We start from the raw sequence: 14,022 nt of genomic DNA, 5'->3' as shown, positions 1-14,022 counted from the left end.
TTGAAACCATTGTTGAGTAAGGTATTATTAACAATAGATTCATCTAGTTTAGTATTGTTTTTATCAGATAGTTCACGGGTATATATGGCACATGAACAACCTGTTAATACAGTGTTTATTATTAGAATTAATAAGAGTTTTTTTATCATTTTTTTTCTCACTAACGACTTAACTGAGGGAGATCCGAGCCTTAGCGAGGATCTTCCTTCCAGTTTTTGGTTAGAGTTTTGTCTTTTTTAATTAATTGCTGATAAAATTTAATGGTTTTTATATGTTTCAATTTAGACCTCAAATACTCGAATATGAGATAGTTGACTAATAAATATACAAAGATTTTATCTTCATCCTGTTCAGGATGATCTTTTAAAAACACCCAGAAAAAGAATAGTGAGATTAATCCAAAAATAACTGCTGAAACAAGATAAAACCAACGATACTTCAATAAGCGTTTATCGTTTGAAATGGTTATTGTTATAATGTCTTCTGAGAATTGATTATCTTTCATTATTTTTCTACTCTAACGACCGAGATTAGGGATTTCGAGCGAAGCGAAGAAATTCCTCTGCAGCTCATGGTTAGTTTTTGTTTTTTTCTTTATTTTTATCTGGAAGTAAAATGGCAATTAATACCAGTATCAAGATAGGGGAAAGAATTATACCTGAACCTGATAATACCTTTAAGAGGTCATAGAATATTCGTTCTGAATGACCTGTTAAAATTACTAAAAATGAAATCACTGAGTTCATGATTATTATAATCGAATTCATTTTTGATTTGTTACTTCCAAATAGTAGAGGACTCAAACAAAGAAGAAATACAAAACCTAAAATCAATGATTTAAAACTGATAAAAGACTCAGTTGGTAAAATATTAATTCGATTGATTAAGGTATGAAAAAATACCCATGGACAAAGTAAAAATGGTATTGAGTGTAAATCTATCATATTTTATATTAAACTAACGTCTAAGCTGAGGGAGATTTGAGCCTTAGCGAAAATCTTCCTTCCGGCTTTTGGTTCTACATTTTCGTTTCTTTATTTCTAATTTCTTCTATTCGTTTATTCATCTTTTTAATTGAGATAGGGAGCAAGATTGAATAGGGAATCCATATCAAATGATTATATGGCTTTGGTAAATAAAACAAGAGTCCTAAAAAGGCTAAAACACCAAATGTAAAGACAACACTAGATTTAATAACATACTGTCGTTCATCTTCTGATTTACTCTGGCTTATACTGCAATAGACACCAATAAATGATCCTAATAAGCCAATTATTGCTCCAGCAATTGCACCAATAGTTCCTGTGTCCATTATCAAATTCTATCCTTTATTTTATTCATGTAGAACGACCTAAATGAGCTGTATTTTCTATTTAAAATTTGATTCAAAACGAAAATATCAGTTCGATTTTTTGGTTAGTATTTCGTCTTTTTTTGTTTTTTAATTTATAAAATCTGATCATTTGAGATAATTATTTCTGATTCAATATCGTTCTAAAATTATCTAAGTTCTGATCATTGTGAATGTGTGCATCCGCGATTCATGGGATAATCGTTTCTGACATTTAAATTTATTCTATACTAACGACTTAACTGAGGGAGATCGAGCCTTAGCGAAGATCTTCCTTCCAGTTTTTGGTTATGTGTTTTCTTCTTTCTTTATTTTTGTAGGATCTACCCATGGTTTTCGTAAAGATCGAATAATCCATAATAATGCAGATAAACAACATATAAATATGATGATCAATTCTTTATTAGATTCTCCAGTAAGTCCAAAAAAATAAATTTCTGTATGACTAATTTTGAGTAAGTTACAAATACTTGCAACTGTACCTAGACCGAAAAAAATCAAAAAGATATAGCATGTAAATCTGTGTATTACTTTGATAATTTCATTCATTTTTTATTCTCACATAACGACCGAGATTAGGGATTTCGAGCGAAGCGAAGAAATTCCTCTGCAGCTCCTGGTTCGATATTTCCTTATTCATCTTCCCATTCATCATTATCATCATCCCAAAGTCCCTTCCATTTAACTTCGTATGTTTCTCCTTCACAATACTCATCTAATATTCGTTGATTCACTACTTGATTAAATTTTCCGTACTCTTCAAGCAGAGATATGTCAGGATCTTTACCATCAAGAATATAAACTAGATACCAATAGCTGTCGTCATTTGGTCTTTTAGCAGACTCTTCAATTAATACATTTAGAAATTTTAATATGGCTTCAAGACCAATTTTATGTATACCTTCGAATGCGTTACCTTCTTTAATAGAACCTTCGAAACGTTCCTTAAATTCACCGTTTAATAAGTCTTCTTTTTTAGCCAGTATAGCATTTCTCACAGTAGTACATATACGATGAATTTCAGTATTATTAGTTGTTTTTACAGCATGATGTATTTCATCAAAACTTTGACAGAACCATTCACTGTCATCATCTGATATACCCAGGTAGTATGGGTTTATGAGTGAAATAAAAGCTATGGGAGAAGTCGGTAATTGGATGCCATTGAAAACATATAAATATATTTCTTCGTATTTATACGGTTCACTATCTGTTCCAAGCATTTTCCATTTAGGACGTTCATTCCAGTATAAGTTAATTTCAGAGTTCATTGTGATTCACTATATATGATTGTTTTTTATTTCTTATCGAACGACTTAACTGAGGGAGATTTGAGTGAAACGAAAATCTTCCTTCCAGTTTTTGGTTCTGCTTATGTGTGATTCCATTTCCATAAAATATTTAATAAATATTCTTTTAATGAGAACTTAGATTCGTATAATAATTCTGGTTGATTTCGATAAATTTCTATTTCCATAGTTCGATTGGAATTTACTTCAATTACATGAGTATTTTTGTTGTCTCTCCAATCAACTTCGACCAAATATATATTCTCTTTTAGTTTTCGATATGTTCCTATTTTATCTATCCAACCATCTATTTCTGCGTGAACCGCAAATACCATTTCAATAGTTCCATTTTTAAAAACTAATTCTCCTCTATGGTTACAAGTACACCTGAATTTCTCATTCGTGTACTTACCTTCAATAGGGTGTTTTGGAATTAAACAAGAGATAAGAAAAACAAGTAGTACAGCTATGATTGTACTGTTTATTATTTTGTATTTCTTTTTCATTATTTTGTTATGCAGAACGACCTAAATGAGCTGTACTAGATTGGCGTGAGAAATGCTCCGTATTTCGAGTGCCAAGCTGAAGTATCAGCTCGATTTCTTGGTTCTGCTTTTTATATAATTTGTTTTAATCCCAGTAGTGCTAACCCTAAAATTGAAATAACAATTAGTGTGAGAATTATAATAGTGATCCAACATCCAATACCTAATGAATTGTCCATTTCAACTTCTTCCTCAGGATCATCTTGAAATTTGATATGATTAAATGGTACTTTTTCTAGATCTTGTGATTCCGGGTAATTTATTTGGAAAAAGTCATCTTCATCATTTTGGTTTAGAATTTCTGTGATTTGTTCATTCAGTTTTTTTAAAGAATCTCTATTAGTGATAAGAGTTGAACTTTCTATCTCTTCACCATCATCTACAACTACATCGTAGCTATAGTCCATTTTATAAAATTGTTGAGTGTCTTTTTTCATTTTTATTTATGCAGAACGTCTAAGCTGAGGGAGATTTGAGCCTTAGCGAAAATCTTCCTTCCAGCTTTTGGTTCTGTATTTTCTATTTTCTATTTTTTATTTCTATAAGATTATTGCTGACTTAGCATAATTCTAAATTGAGGATTCAACTTTTGCTCTAGAATTTCTAGGTTCAGATAAGATTAAATGTGTGCATCCGCGATTTATTGGATCGTCGTTTCTTTCATTATTCTTTATTCTACAGAACGTCGAGGATTACCTGTACTAGATTGGCGTGAAAAATGCTTCGCATTTTGAGTGCCAAGCTAAAGTATCAGGTGCATCCGTTTGTTCTGTATTTTCTATTTTTTATTTCCGATAAAACTACATTCTATTTGCTGACTTCGCATATACTTGGAATCGTATTTGATGCAAAGTTTGCGTTTACTTCTGGTGAATTGCTGAGTTCGCATTTACTCAGCTTAATTCTGTGATTCCAAGAATAGAGTGAGTTGCTTTTTAAGATTCGATTTACTCTAAAATTATTTTCCCATTATTCCTACAGAACGACCTAAATGAGCTGTATTTTCTATTTAAAATTTGATTCAAAACGAAAATATCAGTTCGATTTTTTGGTTAGTATTTCGTCTTTTTTTTGTTTTTTAATTTATAAAATCTGATCATTTGAGATAATTATTTCTGATTCAATTTAGTTCTAAAATTATCTAAGTTCTGATCATTGTGAATGTGTGCATCTGCGATTCATGGGATAATCGTTTCTGACATTAAAATTTATTCTATACTAACGTCGAGGATGATCTGTACTTTCTATCTAAATTGTGACTCACAACGAAAGTATCAGATCGATCCGTTTGTTAGATCTTTTCTTTTTTATTGTTGATAATTAGACTTATTTTTCTTTTTATTTGCTGACTTCGCATCTACTAGGAATTGTGATTGATGCATAGTTTGCGTTTAATTCTGGTGAATTGCTGAGTTCGCATTTACTCAGCTTAATTCTGTGACTCCAAGAATAAAGTGAGTTGCTAAGTAGATGACGTATTAAGACAAAATATATTTTAAATTTATTCTGATCTAACGTCTAAGCTGAGGGAGATTGAGCCTTAGCGAAAATCTTCCTTCCGGCTTCTTGTTAGATCTTTTCTCTTTTATTGTTGATAATTAGACTTTTATTTTTTTTATTTGCTGACTTCGCATCTACTAGGAATTGTGATTGATGCACAGTTTGCGTTTACTTCTGGTGAATTGCTGAGTTCGCATTTTCTCAGCTTAATTCTGTGATTCCAAGAATAAAGTGAGTTACTAAAAATATGACGTAATAAGATAAAATATATTTTAAATTTATTCTGATCTAACGACTTAACTGAGGGAGATCCGAGCCTTAGCGAGGATCTTCCTTCCAGTTTTTGGTTAGGGTTTGTTTAATTCAATTTCGATAATTGTTTTGTCTTTTATTTTGAATTCTAAATTTTGTTCAGATGTCCATATAATTTTTCCTTGAGAGTACCAATTATATCTATCTGTTCCATGTTCATGTTTTTCGTATTTAAGTAGCTTTCCATTTTTGTCTTTTATTTTTATTGTAGAGTAATTTCTATCTCCTCCCCAAAAATGTTCCACATTGTGTTCGTGTATATGAGCTACTTTAGATGCATTTGGTGAACGCTCATAGATCCCTGTAGCTATAAAAGAAAGAGTTGTGTAAAATCTATATGTAATTACACTCAGTATTGAGCATGTAATTAATATAAGTATGATCTTCTTTCTTTTTGTCATTATATGTTACCCTAACGTCTAAGCTGAGGGAGATTTGAGCCTAAGCGAAAATCTTCCTTCCGGCTTTTGGTTAGGTATTGTTTTTAATTTTTTTATTCGATGATTCAAATGAGTAAAGAGTGCATTTTAACCGTTTGCAATAAATGCATCAATACCTTCATTTTTTACATCTTTAATAAACTGCTCAAAAGCTAATTTATCTGTTTTAAACTCATCGTCATAGACGTTAGAATTTCCTGATTCATCGACTATTTCTAGTAGCCAATCATCTTTACCACTACTATAAATTTCAATCGAAACAGTTTTATTGTCTTCAGTGTATTCTTGTGAGAGTGATGAATGTATAAGTTCTAGAGATTCTTTATCCATTTTGATTCCTTTATTTTTATTCTTACCTAACGTCTGAACTGAGTAGTACTTTCTATTTAAAATTTGACTCGAAACGAAAGTATCTACTCCAGTGATTTGTTAGATCTTTTCTCTTTTATTGTTTATAATTAGACTTTTATTTTTTTTATTTGCTGACTTCGCATCTACTAGGAATTGTGATTGATGCACAGTTTGCGTTTACTTCTGGTGAATTTCTGAGTTCGCATTTTCTCAGCTTAATTCTGTGATTTGCTAAGTAGATGACGTATTAAGACAAAATATATTTTAAATTTTATTCTGATCTAACGACTTAACTGAGGGAGATCCGAGCCTTAGCGAGGATCTTCCTTCCAGTTTTTGGTTATGCATTATTCCCATTAAATTTTCTGCATAATATTTGATCATATTTCTTGATAAGATTACTGATCAAAGTTCTGCTTTCTATTAGCTTTTCGTTTACGTTTTATGTCTTTTTTTATTTGACTTTTTTCTACGAGTTGATTTAGATCTGGATCATCATTTGTGATCATTTCATTTATTTGATTTATAGACTTTCCGCCTAAAACACTTTTATGTGTTTGATGATAACTTCTACTCATAAATTATTCCTGCATAACGTCTAAGCTGAGGGAGATTTGAGCCTTAGCGAAAATCTTCCTTCCGGCTTTTGGTTAGGCTCTGTTATATATTTCTGTCATTAGATCTGTATGATTAATAGAAGTGGGTAATGTATTAATCCAGTTATTTATAACTTCACTTTCGTATGATAAATCAAATGATTCATGTTTTTTTACAGTTTTTAAGTGGAGATTTAATTCTTCATCAAATGGAAGTTTTGAGTAATTATTAAATTTTTCACTCTCTCCATTTAATCTTTCATATAAATTCTTAAAAGCATGAGCTGTTAAGCAAATCATTTTTTCAAGACTTGAATGAGAACTTTGTCTTTTGTTACCTTTGATTAACCCTTCATACCCTCTGAAAAATACTTCATCATTTTTTTCTAATAATGAATACATACAATCATACATAGCCCTGAAAAATGAGGATTCTTTTCTAGATTTAAGTTTTTGTATAATTACATCAGGTGCAGGGTGTTTTCCTAAAATTGCATAAAGGCCATTACACAGTAGTACCGTTGATTGATGACCATTTTTAAAAGGTGGCTTTGTGTTTTGCAAATATGCATTTATTACATTTGTTTCATTTATAGAGAGAGCTTTAAACATGTTAAAAACATGTAAACAATCATAACCTCCAGAATAACTTGGATCTGCAAGTATATCTGCTGTATAAGATAATCTTGTACTAGTTGAAATTGCTTTTATCATGAAAGGTAAATTTTCGTTTAGAACTCTTGTAAATATCCCTTTATCAAAAAAGTATTTACTTAAATGTCCTAACGCACTAACTATAAAATTAATCTGTTTATCTGGTTCAGAGTTAATACAGAATTTCTGTAATAGCATTATTTCTGCTAATAGTTTTTCACCATCTTCTTCAAAATCTTCATTATAAATGTCTAAGATTCTTTGGGCTTCATTAGTGTCTTTTTTGTTGAATTTCATAATTGTTTATTGTTGCCTAACGATTTAAATGAGGGAGATTTGAGTGAAACGAAAATCTTCCTTCGATTTGCTGGTTCTGTGTGTTTCTTTCCATTGTTTCATAATAAGTTTTATCTGAGGATTGGGGTACCTTGTAGTTTGTTCCAATCCAGTAAAAAGTACATTAATAAAATAGATGCAATAAACGCTAAATACATAAATACATTCATGTTTACAATTGCATTATTTTTTGTTTTTCTTGAGATAAGAAAAAATGCGATGATCGCAATTAAATGAGTTATCATTGAGAAGGGAAAAGGAGTGTATACGTATGCTCCAAAACCTGTAATAATTATGTACAGGAGGAATGAATTTTTATTGTTAATTTTTTTCATTATTTATTATCACAGAACGTCTAAACTGAGTTCGTACTTTCTATCTAAATTGTGACTCACAACGAAAGTATCAACTCCAGTTTCTTGTTAGGTATTTTCATTTATTTCTAATTTATTATGGGAGTTAATATCCATTTCTTTTTTGATATTATCTAACTCATTTATTAATTCAGTTTTTTCTTTTTCGCTGATTTCTTGATCATTTTCTACATGTGTAATCATATATTCAATATCTTCAATTGTAGCTTCAGATTTATCATCTTTTTTAATTTTTTTGTATATAAAGTGTGTTAGAAATAATAGAATAAGAAATGTGATAAAAATGATGTCATATACTGGATGATTACCTACAGCAAAAAAGGGTAATAGAATGATGAGAAAAATTATATTTTCTTTAAGTTTCTTCATTTTCATTATTACCTAACGACTTAACTGAGGGAGATCCGAGCCTTAGCGAGGATCTTCCTTCCAGTTTTTGGTTAGGATTTAGTTCTTATATTTAATTTCAGTTTTGTAATGAATTCATCCCATTCATTTCCTTCAAGTTCAATATTTGTATTTATTTCGTCTAAGAAATAATCTAAGTATGGGAATTCAACATATTTATTGATTTCAATTAGTTCATCATCTTCCCATCCAGCATAAATATACCCAAGAAACAGTTCACAAATAAACTCATTGTAATTTTCTCCTAAAACTTGGTATTTATCAGTAGGGTCTTCAAAATAATGTTTTATAAAAACCTTTTTATTTTCAAGATAGCCTGTGATTGAATCTCCATTTGTTTCCCATAATGGGATAAGGAATTTATGTATATCACAATCTTCAGGATATTCCTTTTTTAGGTACTCATAAGTTGTAGGTTGTTGACATTCTGTATTGAGTTCTACAGGTATGTTTCCATTCAATATGTTTTGAAATATATTGGGTAGATTTAGTTCTTTGAGCTTGTTATTCATTATTGTTTTTATTCTATCCTAACGTCTGGGTTTAGTGATACTCGAGGAACGAGAGTATTCACTGCGACCCTTGGTTCTGTGTTTATTTTATAATTAATTTTCCATGTCCGTTAATGATAGTTTGAATATAAGTTTGGAGTTTTAGATATATCTCATAAGAAGTGTCAATATAGATTTCAATGATTTCTCCGTCATTCAATTTTATAAGAATACAGTCTCTAGAAATTATTATTTCTGTAATAGAGTTACTTCCGTGATGTTCTTTGTCATTTGAGTCATACCATTGAATAGTAGCTGGTGAGTTTGGGAATTCGTAGTTCCTACTAAGGTTTATATATGGATAGTTATACTCAAGATCACCTTGTACTTCATATTGTGATGATATGTATAATTGAACGATATCATCGGTGATATCTTCACTGAATGTTATGTCTATTGCTTTGAATTTCATTTTTTATTACCACAGAACGTCTAAGCTGAGGGAGATTTGAGCCTTAGCGAAAATCTTCCTTCCAGCTTTTGGTTCTGTATTTTCTATTTTCTATTTTTTATTTCTATAAGATTATTGCTGACTTAGCATAATTCTAAATTGAGGATTCAACTTTTGCTCTAGAATTTCTAGCTTCAGATAAGATTAAATGTGTGCATCCGCGATTTATTGGATCGTCGTTTCTTTCATTATTCTTTATTCTACAGAACGTCTGGGTTTAGTGATACTCGAGGAACGAGGGTATTCACTGCGACCCTTGGTTCTGTGTTTATTTTATAATTAATTTTCCATGTCCGTTAATGATAGTTTGAATATAAGTTTGGAGTTTTAGATATATCTCATAAGAAGTGTCAATATAGATTTCAATGATTTCTCCGTCATTCAATTTTATAAGAATACAGTCTCTAGAAATTATTATTTCTGTAATAGAGTTACTTCCGTGATGTTCTTTGTCATTTGAGTCATACCATTGAATAGTAGCTGGTGAGTTTGGGAATTCGTAGTTCCTACTAAGGTTTATATATGGATAGTTATACTCAAGATCACCTTGTACTTCATATTGTGATGATATGTATAATTGAACGATATCATCGGTGATATCTTCACTGAATGTTATGTCAATTGCTTTGAATTTCATTTTTTATTACTACAGAACGTCCTAGATCACCTGTGCTCGAGGTACGAGAGTATCAGGTGGATCTAATGGTTAGAGCTTTTGATTTCTTTAGTTTAGATACAAATTGATTTGTTCTTATAGGGCCTAAAAATCGTGAATCATTACTATTAGTTGTATTATCTCCCATTAAATAGAATTCATTTTCTTTCAGTGTGATATTATTAAATTTTGCTTCTAATTCAACATATTTTAGATCGTTAGGAATATCTAAGTTTTTACCATTTATATAAACTGATTCACCTTCTAATTTTATATGTTCTCCAGGAAGTCCTATTACTCTGAAAATAAAGTAATTTTCAGGGAATTGGTCAGGGTTAAACACCATGATGTCAAATCTATTTACTTCATTATAATTTTTTGTAAGAGTGACTATAGACCCTTTCGTAATTGTCGGCTCCATTGAAGAGCTTTTCATCTTCATTTCGTGAGTGCTACAACTAGTAAAAAGAACTGATAAGATTGTGATAATTACTGTTTTCATATTTATATTAATTCTGCTCTAACGACCTAAATGAGCTGTATTTTCTATTTAAAATTTGATTTAAAACGAAAATATCAGTTCGATTTTTTGGTTCTACTTTTTCAGTTTTTCCATTTCGATTATTTTAGGTTTATAAAATCCACCTAGTATTCGTTCACCATTTATTTTCATAATATAATTATCTGGGATTTGAACACTTTTATAACCTTCTGATTGTATCATGATTTTGGCTTTCTGATTTTTTAAATCAATCCATGTGATTTTAAACTTTTCATTAGTTAATTCCATGATGCTTTTTTCGGAATCTATAGAGTTATCTTTTTTTAGATAATTAGAGATTTTTAACTGATGCCTTATCACACTTATTTTAATGGGTTGCTTAGTTTCTTTATCGATTACTTTTATGTAAGTCTGATAAAGAGTTATATCTCTTGCATCAATTAAAGTTTCATTTGAGCTAGCTATGTGTGAGAATATAAAGAATAGTGTGATGATTATGTGTTTCATGATTTTGTTATTTTGATTAGTAGAACATCCAGAATGAGCTGGTACCTGTTTGGCGTGAAACATGTTTCACGTCAAGAGATGATACCGTAACATGTTGCATGACATACATAGGTATCAGCTCGATTCGTTGGTTAGTCGTTTATTATTTCTTCAACTTCTTTTTTATATGATTCATTTCCAAGTCCTACTTGTGCCCAAATAACTCTTGATTCATTTTCGTATCTATCATATTGTTCTTGAGCATCCCATAAAGTAATTATTTGATCAGGGAACATAAATTCATAATCATTATAAGGTTTTAATTCTGATTCGTTTTGGTTGATTAATTCGAATAATTCAGTTGCTTTTGTGTTAAAAACGTTTACATCATTATAAATGACTGTGAAGTGATTAGGTTCACATGATGTACCTATAAATTCTACAATTCCTGTTTTTGAATATTCTATTTGAATACCAGAATTACAGAAATAATCCATTACGTCTATGGAGTGTTCTAATTCAAATCCAATTTGTGATAATGCAGTACGTGCTTCTTCTTTTGTAGATCCTAAGAGAATAGGTCCTATTCCAATATGTGGTTTTATTTCTAATCTAATCATTTCTTATTACCGACTAACGACCGAGATTAGGGATTTCGAGCGAAGCGAAGAAATTCCTCTGCAGCTCCTGGTTCGATATTTCCTTATTCATCTTCCCATTCATCATTATCATCATCCCAAAGTCCCTTCCATTTAACTTCGTATGTTTCTCCTTCACAATACTCATCTAATATTCGTTGATTCACTACTTGATTAAATTTTCCGTACTCTTCAAGCAGAGATATGTCAGGATCTTTACCATCAAGAATATAAACTAGATACCAATAGCTGTCGTCATTTGGTCTTTTAGCAGACTCTTCAATTAATACATTTAGAAATTTTAATATGGCTTCAAGACCAATTTTATGTATACCTTCGAATGCGTTACCTTCTTTAATAGAACCTTCGAAACGTTCCTTAAATTCACCGTTTAATAAGTCTTCTTTTTTAGCCAGTATAGCATTTCTCACAGTAGTACATATACGATGAATTTCAGTATTATTAGTTGTTTTTACAGCATGATGTATTTCATCAAAACTTTGACAGAACCATTCACTGTCATCATCTGATATACCCAGGTAGTATGGGTTTATGAGTGAAATAAAAGCTATGGGAGAAGTCGGTAATTGGATGCCATTGAAAACATATAAATATATTTCTTCGTATTTATACGGTTCACTATCTGTTCCAAGCATTTTCCATTTAGGACGTTCATTCCAGTATAAGTTAATTTCAGAGTTCATTGTGATTCACTATATATGATTGTTTTTTATTTCTTATCGAACGATTTAAATGAGGGAGATTTGAGTGAAACGAAAATCTTCCTTCGATTTGTTGGTTCGGTTTTTTAGTTCATTTCACTAGGTAGTAGTTCATTAAATTCATTTCGTCTAACATTTATACCAATGTCTATATTAGGGTTATTCCAATCAAAATTTATATCTTTGATATTTTCTTGTTTTGTTGAGTTACCATTTATCTGTGTATACACTAAATATAATTGCTTTGATACTTCAACATTAGTTGGATCTTTAGTTAATATTTTTTCTAATATGGCACAACTTTCTTTATATTTTTTTTGTTCAATAAGTATTCTTGCCATTTTCAATTCAGTCTGAGGTTTCGTACATTTTTGAGAAGAACAGGATGTGGTAAGTAAAGAGATTATTATGAGTAGTGATTTCATTTTTATTATTACCGAACATTGTTATTAGTGGACATGTCCGGAAATTACCTTTTTTTTGGGAGTTTGGGCTGATTTGGCTTTTTTTTCGAAATTTGGGTGATTTCTGGACAGTGCTAATTTTTTGTTTTTGAGTGTGGTGGTAAGGTTTACTTTTTTGCTTGTTATTGTTGTCTGGACGAGACAGGCTCCGCATCAAAAGTGCTGAGGGCACCAATGTAAAAAGGGGCTATGGTCAGTATGTGTATAAAAACTCCTCTCCAGTTTCATTATGTTTTAGGATAGTATTTTGCTGTGTTTTTTACAAGTGTAAAAATGCTGATTGAAAGCTGAAATCACTGTTTCCTAACAGGTTTAGGGTAATTAATGGACATGTCCATTAATTACCCTGAAAAATAGGAGAGGGTATGTCCAGAAATTACTCTTTTGTTAAGGAAAGTTTGTTTTTGAAGCTTTGATCTTCTAAGTTTTACTGAGTTTTGAACTCAAAAATGAGGATTAGGGTAATTAATGGACATGTCCATTAATTACCCTCGATGAAATAGGAAGTGTGGAAAAGTGAAAGGATTTAAGGAGTTTTTAAGAGTGCAAGGAGTGAGTGAAAAACAGCTCAGTCATTATGTCGCCTGGGTGATGAATTATGCAGATTTTTGTGATGATCGTCATCGGGATTATTGGGGGGAAGACAGTATACAGGCATACATGAAAGCGAGTGGCCGTTTAAATGCAGAATGGAAAGTGAGTCAAGCAGAAGATGCTGTGCGACAATATATTTTTTGGAGAAAAGGGCAGAAAGAATCGCTATATGTGAGTTTGTTGAAAGAGCTAGAGAAAGAAATGGGGGCTGCGGCTAATTCTTTTAAGACTTTAGAAGCCTATATGTTTTGGGCAGAAAAGTTTTTATTATGGAGTGGGAAAGAAAGAGGGTGGGATTTTGATGATTTTAGGACTTTTATTAAAGTGATTGTGGCAGACCAGGGGGTGTCTATTGCGAGTCAGAATCAAGCTATTTCTGCTTTGAGATGTTTTTTTGAAAAGGTATTGAAGGTGGATTTAGCCTCTAAGCCTCAAACTTTGCGGGCAAAAAAGCTTAAGGTGCTACCTAGTATTATGAGTCGGGAGTTGATTAGGGAACTTTTTCAGTATTTGGAAGGTGTGGATTTACTGTTAGTGAAGTTGATGTATGGCTGTGGCTTACGTTGTGGAGAGGTTTATAAACTTAGGCTTGGGGATGTGGATTTGCGGAAGGCAATGGTGAGAGTGATGAGTGATAAAGGGGAGATGAAACGTGAGGTTTTTTTACCGAAGGGTTTATGTCTGGAATTAAAGCGTCATTTAATCTTTGTGAAGGAACTTTACTTGAGTGATCAAGGCTTGGGTTTGTCAGGGGGATGGGAGGAATATTATTTATTTCCATCACTTAGTTTATCTAGAGTAGA

The 14,022-nt window shown here is 31.2% G+C and carries 20 protein-coding genes; 1 reads left to right on the top strand and 19 read right to left on the bottom strand.

Annotated features, from left to right (window positions below; all coding sequences use genetic code 11):
- Positions 1-190: 190 nt before the first annotated feature.
- The 19 genes from LNTAR_RS18050 to LNTAR_RS17960 all read right to left on the bottom strand — a co-directional run bounded on the left by LNTAR_RS18050 (position 191) and on the right by LNTAR_RS17960 (position 12,502).
- Positions 191-505, bottom strand: coding sequence for a hypothetical protein (locus LNTAR_RS18050; protein ID WP_007280188.1), 315 nt, complete (start codon positions 503-505; stop codon positions 191-193).
- Positions 506-1,018: 513 nt separating this feature from the next.
- Positions 1,019-1,312, bottom strand: coding sequence for a hypothetical protein (locus tag LNTAR_RS18045; protein ID WP_007278965.1), 294 nt, complete (start codon positions 1,310-1,312; stop codon positions 1,019-1,021).
- 327 nt (positions 1,313-1,639) lie between these two features.
- Complete coding sequence (locus LNTAR_RS27595) at positions 1,640-1,900, bottom strand: hypothetical protein (RefSeq protein WP_162026425.1); 261 nt, start codon at positions 1,898-1,900, stop codon at positions 1,640-1,642.
- Positions 1,901-1,983: 83 nt separating this feature from the next.
- The gene (locus tag LNTAR_RS18040) at positions 1,984-2,622 is read right to left on the bottom strand and encodes a hypothetical protein (protein WP_007280174.1); all 639 of its coding nucleotides are present in this window, start codon (positions 2,620-2,622) and stop codon (positions 1,984-1,986) included.
- Between the two features lie 101 nt (positions 2,623-2,723).
- Positions 2,724-3,146, bottom strand: coding sequence for a hypothetical protein (locus tag LNTAR_RS18035; RefSeq protein ID WP_007280186.1), 423 nt, complete (start codon positions 3,144-3,146; stop codon positions 2,724-2,726).
- Between the two features lie 110 nt (positions 3,147-3,256).
- Positions 3,257-3,622 carry a hypothetical protein gene (locus LNTAR_RS18030; RefSeq protein ID WP_007280185.1) on the bottom strand — a complete coding sequence of 122 codons (366 nt, stop codon included), beginning with the start codon at positions 3,620-3,622 and terminating at the stop codon, positions 3,257-3,259.
- 1,410 nt (positions 3,623-5,032) lie between these two features.
- On the bottom strand, positions 5,033-5,398 hold the full coding sequence (locus tag LNTAR_RS18025; RefSeq protein WP_007280184.1) for a hypothetical protein: 366 nt from the start codon (positions 5,396-5,398) through the stop codon (positions 5,033-5,035).
- A gap of 126 nt (positions 5,399-5,524) precedes the next feature.
- A complete protein-coding gene (locus tag LNTAR_RS18020; protein WP_007280183.1) occupies positions 5,525-5,767 on the bottom strand; it encodes a hypothetical protein in 243 nt (80 codons plus the stop codon).
- 419 nt (positions 5,768-6,186) lie between these two features.
- Positions 6,187-6,366 (bottom strand): hypothetical protein, encoded by a 180-nt coding sequence (locus LNTAR_RS18015; RefSeq protein ID WP_007280182.1) that lies wholly within the window; start codon positions 6,364-6,366, stop codon positions 6,187-6,189.
- A 72-nt stretch (positions 6,367-6,438) separates the two neighbouring features.
- Entirely contained in the window at positions 6,439-7,335 is an 897-nt protein-coding gene (locus tag LNTAR_RS18010) for a hypothetical protein (protein WP_007280181.1), read from the bottom strand.
- Between the two features lie 461 nt (positions 7,336-7,796).
- Positions 7,797-8,117, bottom strand: coding sequence for a hypothetical protein (locus tag LNTAR_RS18000; protein ID WP_007280179.1), 321 nt, complete (start codon positions 8,115-8,117; stop codon positions 7,797-7,799).
- A 71-nt stretch (positions 8,118-8,188) separates the two neighbouring features.
- Positions 8,189-8,668 carry a hypothetical protein gene (locus LNTAR_RS17995; protein ID WP_007280178.1) on the bottom strand — a complete coding sequence of 160 codons (480 nt, stop codon included), beginning with the start codon at positions 8,666-8,668 and terminating at the stop codon, positions 8,189-8,191.
- Between the two features lie 82 nt (positions 8,669-8,750).
- On the bottom strand, positions 8,751-9,119 hold the full coding sequence (locus tag LNTAR_RS17990) for a hypothetical protein (RefSeq protein WP_007280177.1): 369 nt from the start codon (positions 9,117-9,119) through the stop codon (positions 8,751-8,753).
- Positions 9,120-9,426: 307 nt separating this feature from the next.
- The gene (locus tag LNTAR_RS17985) at positions 9,427-9,795 is read right to left on the bottom strand and encodes a hypothetical protein (protein WP_007280177.1); all 369 of its coding nucleotides are present in this window, start codon (positions 9,793-9,795) and stop codon (positions 9,427-9,429) included.
- A gap of 52 nt (positions 9,796-9,847) precedes the next feature.
- Positions 9,848-10,315: a signal peptidase I gene (lepB, locus tag LNTAR_RS17980; protein WP_083800080.1), complete on the bottom strand. Its 468-nt coding sequence runs from the start codon at positions 10,313-10,315 to the stop codon at positions 9,848-9,850.
- Positions 10,316-10,408: 93 nt separating this feature from the next.
- Positions 10,409-10,885: a hypothetical protein gene (locus LNTAR_RS17975; RefSeq protein ID WP_007280175.1), complete on the bottom strand. Its 477-nt coding sequence runs from the start codon at positions 10,883-10,885 to the stop codon at positions 10,409-10,411.
- Between the two features lie 68 nt (positions 10,886-10,953).
- A complete protein-coding gene (locus LNTAR_RS17970; protein ID WP_007279322.1) occupies positions 10,954-11,421 on the bottom strand; it encodes a hypothetical protein in 468 nt (155 codons plus the stop codon).
- A gap of 83 nt (positions 11,422-11,504) precedes the next feature.
- Positions 11,505-12,143 carry a hypothetical protein gene (locus LNTAR_RS17965; protein ID WP_007280174.1) on the bottom strand — a complete coding sequence of 213 codons (639 nt, stop codon included), beginning with the start codon at positions 12,141-12,143 and terminating at the stop codon, positions 11,505-11,507.
- A 104-nt stretch (positions 12,144-12,247) separates the two neighbouring features.
- On the bottom strand, positions 12,248-12,502 hold the full coding sequence (locus LNTAR_RS17960) for a hypothetical protein (protein WP_007280173.1): 255 nt from the start codon (positions 12,500-12,502) through the stop codon (positions 12,248-12,250).
- A gap of 639 nt (positions 12,503-13,141) precedes the next feature.
- Between LNTAR_RS17960 and LNTAR_RS17955 the strand changes: the two genes are divergently transcribed.
- Positions 13,142-14,022 (top strand): phage integrase N-terminal SAM-like domain-containing protein (locus LNTAR_RS17955; protein ID WP_007280171.1); only part of this gene is annotated, 881 nt, incomplete at its 3' end.

Source organism: Lentisphaera araneosa HTCC2155 (assembly GCF_000170755.1).
GTDB classification, from domain to species: Bacteria; Verrucomicrobiota; Lentisphaeria; order Lentisphaerales; family Lentisphaeraceae; genus Lentisphaera; species Lentisphaera araneosa.
The sequence above is the reverse complement of the archived record's forward strand: the minus strand, read 5'-3'. Positions and strand labels throughout refer to the sequence as shown.